Source organism: Tunicatimonas sp. (assembly GCF_049647865.1).
Lineage (GTDB): Bacteria > Bacteroidota > Bacteroidia > Cytophagales > Cyclobacteriaceae > Tunicatimonas.
Genome location: NZ_JBARYM010000546.1, coordinates 1 through 4,585, shown reverse-complemented (window position 1 = coordinate 4,585; position 4,585 = coordinate 1). Strand labels below are relative to the sequence as shown.

At 43.6% G+C, this 4,585-nt stretch carries 5 protein-coding genes and 1 pseudogene; 5 read left to right on the top strand and 1 reads right to left on the bottom strand.

Annotation, left to right across the window (positions count from 1 at the left end; translation table 11 throughout):
- Positions 1-222, bottom strand: a pseudogene (locus WBA23_RS16080) (hypothetical protein); the annotation flags it as partial.
- 125 nt (positions 223-347) lie between these two features.
- On the opposite strand from WBA23_RS16080, the gene WBA23_RS16075 reads away from it, so the two are divergent.
- The 5 genes from WBA23_RS16075 to WBA23_RS16055 all read left to right on the top strand — a co-directional run bounded on the left by WBA23_RS16075 (position 348) and on the right by WBA23_RS16055 (position 4,272).
- Entirely contained in the window at positions 348-536 is a 189-nt protein-coding gene (locus WBA23_RS16075; protein ID WP_424583305.1) for a type II toxin-antitoxin system HicA family toxin, read from the top strand.
- Positions 533-745 (top strand): type II toxin-antitoxin system HicB family antitoxin, encoded by a 213-nt coding sequence (locus WBA23_RS16070; RefSeq protein WP_424583304.1) that lies wholly within the window; start codon positions 533-535, stop codon positions 743-745. Before WBA23_RS16075 ends, WBA23_RS16070 begins: the two co-directional genes overlap by 4 nt.
- A gap of 17 nt (positions 746-762) precedes the next feature.
- Positions 763-1,860, top strand: a complete 1,098-nt coding sequence (locus WBA23_RS16065) for a Nif3-like dinuclear metal center hexameric protein (protein WP_424583303.1) — start codon at positions 763-765, stop codon at positions 1,858-1,860.
- An 8-nt stretch (positions 1,861-1,868) separates the two neighbouring features.
- Positions 1,869-2,672 carry a zinc ribbon domain-containing protein gene (locus WBA23_RS16060; RefSeq protein ID WP_424583302.1) on the top strand — a complete coding sequence of 268 codons (804 nt, stop codon included), beginning with the start codon at positions 1,869-1,871 and terminating at the stop codon, positions 2,670-2,672.
- A 334-nt stretch (positions 2,673-3,006) separates the two neighbouring features.
- Positions 3,007-4,272, top strand: coding sequence for a mandelate racemase/muconate lactonizing enzyme family protein (locus WBA23_RS16055; protein WP_424583301.1), 1,266 nt, complete (start codon positions 3,007-3,009; stop codon positions 4,270-4,272).
- Positions 4,273-4,585 lie beyond the last annotated feature (313 nt).

The following is a 4,585-nucleotide window of genomic DNA, read 5'->3' as shown; positions in this document are numbered from 1 at the left end:
AAGTGCCCCCTTTCCGACTTCGATTTTTAGGATGATATCCTTTCTCCAGGCCGTTAGGTGAGAAATTATTTCAGCAACACTATGCAAATTAGGAACAGGACGTACGAAAGCCTCCTTTTCGCTAACCATATTAAGCTTCTTGGCGAAACTTGCCCCCATCCAGTTTCTACCGTCCTGAACATCCTTTAACTGATTGATTGTATCTTCGATTAGAATACCCATCTTGTAAGAACTGCTAACTTTACGCGAAGTAAACGAATACTGATGGTACCATCAATTCTGGCAATGAGTAGATTGGTTTATTCCGAATGAACTATTACCAGCAACTCATCGTATAATTTGCTATCTTGAAAGTTAAAGAAGTTATTAAGTTGATAAAAAAAGATGGCTGGTATCTCATCCGTCAGCGAGGAAGCCATAAAGTTTTTGAGCATTCGACTAAATCGGGTATTGTAGTGGTTCCCGATCATGGTGGTAACAAAGACTTGGCAAGGGGAACAGAGAATAATATTTTGAAACAAGCTGGATTAAAATGATGCAAGAGTATATGATTATTATTGAACCTACTGATACTGGTTACAGTGCTTATGCACCTGATCTGCCCGGCTGTATTACTGTTGGTGACACCGTAGAGGAAACCAAAGCATTCATGAAAGAAGCTGTCAACCTCTACATAGATACGCTCAAAGAAAAGGAAATGCCTATTCCACCACCGAGCGTTTTATCTGATTTTATAGTGGTTTAAATGAGCGGCCTATTTTTATGCCCCAAATACACGAAATAACCACCTATTTAGAAACCATTGCCCCCCGCAGCTACCAGGAATCATATGACAATGCAGGTTTAATCACTGGAAATCCTCAATCCGAAGTGAGTGGCATTCTAGTTAGTTTAGATGTTATAGAAAGTATAGTAGATGAAGCACTTGAGCACGATTGCAACCTGATTGTCGCGCACCACCCAATTATATTCAAAGGTTTGAAGGGCCTGACCGGGCGCAATTATATTGAGCGCACGATTATTAAAGCTATCAAACACGATATTGCCATCTACGCCATTCATACCAATTTGGATAATGTCTACAACGGAGTGAATGCTAAAATTGCTGAAAAGTTGGAGTTGCAGCAGACCCGCGTACTCATTCCTAAATCGCAAACCTTGCGAAAGCTTACTACTTTTGTGCCTCAGGAGAACGCCAAAGCAGTGCTGAATGCGCTCAGTGCGGCCGGAGCAGGTAATATTGGCAACTACCAGAATTGTAGCTTTCAAGTGAGTGGTACCGGAACCTTTCAGCCGAATGAACAAGCCAACCCGCACATTGGTGAAGCAGATAAGTTGGAGCAAGTAGAAGAGCAGCGTATTGAAGTAATTTTACCGGCTCATCAATCTAGTCTAGTATTACAAGCTTTGCGGAAAGCTCATCCGTACGAAGAGGTAGCCTACTATCTACACAATCTAGAAAATGAGAATCAGGAGGTAGGTTCCGGTATGATTGGGCAGTTAGCTAAAGCCATGTCGCCGACTAATTTTCTGAGCTACCTCAAAAAACAAATGAACTTGTCGGTTATTCGGCATACCGCTTTACTAGATCGTCCGGTGCAAACAGTAGCGGTTTGTGGTGGGGCCGGGAGCTTTTTGCTACCGCAGGCTATTCGGCAACAGGCTGATGTTTTTGTAACTGCTGATTTTAAGTATCACGAATTTTTCGATGCCGATGGCCACCTCATAATTGCGGATATTGGGCACTACGAAAGCGAAGTCTACACAAAAGAGCTAATCCAGGAATTTTTATGCGAAAAATTTGTTAATTTTGCAGTCCGTTTGGCAAAAGCCAACACCAATCCTGTTTTTTACATCTAATAGTACGTATGGAAAGCACCACCACGCAGCAAAAAACCGTAGCCGAAAAGCTTGATATGCTTATGAAGCTACAGAATATTGATCTGGAGTTAGACGAAATCAAGAAAATTCGGGGCGCCTTACCAGAAGAGGTAAGCGATTTAGAAGATGAAATCGCGGGATATCAAACCCGTCACGATAAATATGTAGGCGATGTAGAGCAACTAGAGCAAGATATTGAGAATAATAAATCGGCTATTAAAGAGGCAGAAGGGCTAATTAAGAAGTACGAAGAGCAGCAGATGAACGTGCGGAACAACCGCGAGTACGATGCTATTACGAAGGAAGTTGAGCTACAGAACTTGGAGATTCAAATTTCTGAGAAGCGTACCAAAGAGGCCTATGCTAAAATTGAGCAGACAAAAGAACAGGTAGATGATACCAAAGAGCTGATTGATCGGCGGCAGAAAGATTTAGAAAGCAAGCAGCAAGAGCTGGAAACAATTGTATCTGAGAGCGAAGAAGATGAGAAGAAGTTGATGGATCAGCGCGGAAAAGTGGCTGGCGAAATTGGCGAAGTAGATCGTAAGCTTCTAAACTACTACGAAAAGCTACGTAACAGTCTATCCAACGGTTTGGCCGTAGTAAAAGTAGTGCGGGGTGCGGCCGAAGGTTGTAATATCATCATTCCCCCTCAACGTATTGTGGAGATCAAAGAACGCAAACGATTAATTTTTGATGAGTACTCAGGTCGTATTTTAGCCGATGTTGAGGAAGAAGAAATAGTAGAAGAGCCTAAGCCGAAACGAGGTCGCCGGAAGGCAGCTAAGTAATGGTGGAATAATAAGTTGTCGTTTTTGACCTGTTTATTTTGCGCTGTCACGAGGCTAAAAACGTAGGCAGGGCCTGAGCCCCGATAAGGTTTTTTAACCGGGCGGCGATCCGTGAAGTAGCAAAGCGATAGAAGTGCTGATAAGACGATAAGGTTATTGTTTTACCACTACTAAGCAGATTTCAATGCTATAGAATTTGAAGAAGCAGCTTATTGGCTGCTTTTTTTGTTCGAGCATAGTTTGCCTCTATCCACTGCATTATAGTTTACTTACCTATTTGTATCTTTAGTTATACTTGGTCACCAATCGACTAAACAACCTAAACTAAAGACTCATGCACCGCCGAAAGTTTTTAAAGAATACTGCACTAGCACTATCCGGAGTTTCTTGCTTACCTTACTTCAATACTTTGGCGGCTTCCAACCGACAGAAAGTAAAAATTACCGATGTAAAATGTATTCGGACTAAAATTAATTTTCGGGTAAGTCCGCTGGTAAAAATTGAAACTGATGCTGGTATTGTTGGCATTGGCGAGTGCCATCACGACGAGAATGGACTGGGTGCTAAAGATGTAGTGTTGAATGTGTGCAAACCAATTCTGATGGGGCAAGATCCGCTTGATTTGGAATATCTAGTTTTCAAGATGAGCACCCGCACATCGTACTACGGCGGCAACCACGGAATGGCAACCCACGCCATCACCGGAGTAGAAATTGCCCTGTGGGACATTATTGGAAAGATTACCGAACAGCCAGTACATAAAATTCTGGGCGGCGGCTCTCATGTTGACCAAGTTCGGGCTTATGTTTCTTCCGGTCCTCAAGATATGCTAGATAAATCTTCCTGCGCTGAGTTCGCCGAACGAATGCAGAACGGAGGGTGGACCGCTGCCAAGGTAGGTATTATCCGCGACCAGCGCTGGAATGAACTGAATAACCGCCGTATCTCCAATGTAGAAGTAGATCGGAACGCTGAAGGCTACGCCAACCTCCGGGAGGCCGTCGGATGGGATTTTGATATTGCCGTGCATTGCCACTGGGAGTTTGATTTTGATAGTGCGCTTCGGTTGGCTCGGGCGGTAGAACCGATTCGGCCCTGGTGGATGGAAGATCCTTTACCGATTGCCTACAACGAGCAGTGGGTAAAGCTCACCGAACAATCGCCGGTACCCATTCTGTGCGGAGAAAACCTGTACGGTCGGCACGACTTTCGTCCGTTTATCGTAAACCAGGGAGTGAATATGATTGAGATTGATGTATCTATGGCAGGCGGACTACTGGAAGCCAAGAAAATAGCCGATTTGGCGGAAACTTACTATATTCCGGTGGCCACTCATAATGTAGCGGGCCCTATTGCTACGATAGCCTCGGCTAACCTAGCGGCATCGGTACGCGAATTCTTAGGTCACGAAGTATTCATGAGTACTGATCAAAACCGAGAAGGAAAAGGAGTTAACGGCGATCCAGATGTGCTGGGCTACGACCAAGAAATGGTAAAAGATGGTCACATTCAACTTAGCAACCGTCCCGGGTTAGGCATTGATCTGAATGAAGACCTGGTAAAAAGCTATCTGGTAGAAGGAGAAGACTGGTGGGACTAATCATAGTGTTATAGTGCTAAGTGTTATAGTGCCCGTGTATAGTGAACAAACTATAACATTGAAAGTAGATAGCTTGAATACGCGACTATTGATTTACTATAACACCATAACACCATAACACCATAACACTGTACATCTATGTCCGAATACGGACAGTTTTGCACGCTTTCGCACAGTTTACTAGAGTATTTGTACCTTTGTTGAGGTAAAAACGCTTGGCATATAACTTGTATCACTGCTGAGCAACTGACCTACTTCCGATATGCTCATAACTGGCACGATACCGAACCATCTACTCTGGCGTGTTTACTAT

Bases quoted from the DNA above. Each gene is read 5' to 3' on its own strand.
- WBA23_RS16070 (WP_424583304.1), top strand. From the start codon at position 533: ATGATGCAAGAGTATATGATTATTATTGAACCTACTGATACTGGTTAC.
- WBA23_RS16055 (WP_424583301.1), top strand. From the start codon at position 3,007: ATGCACCGCCGAAAGTTTTTAAAGAATACTGCACTAGCACTATCCGGA.
- WBA23_RS16060 (WP_424583302.1), top strand. From the start codon at position 1,869: ATGGAAAGCACCACCACGCAGCAAAAAACCGTAGCCGAAAAGCTTGAT.
- WBA23_RS16065 (WP_424583303.1), top strand. From the start codon at position 763: ATGCCCCAAATACACGAAATAACCACCTATTTAGAAACCATTGCCCCC.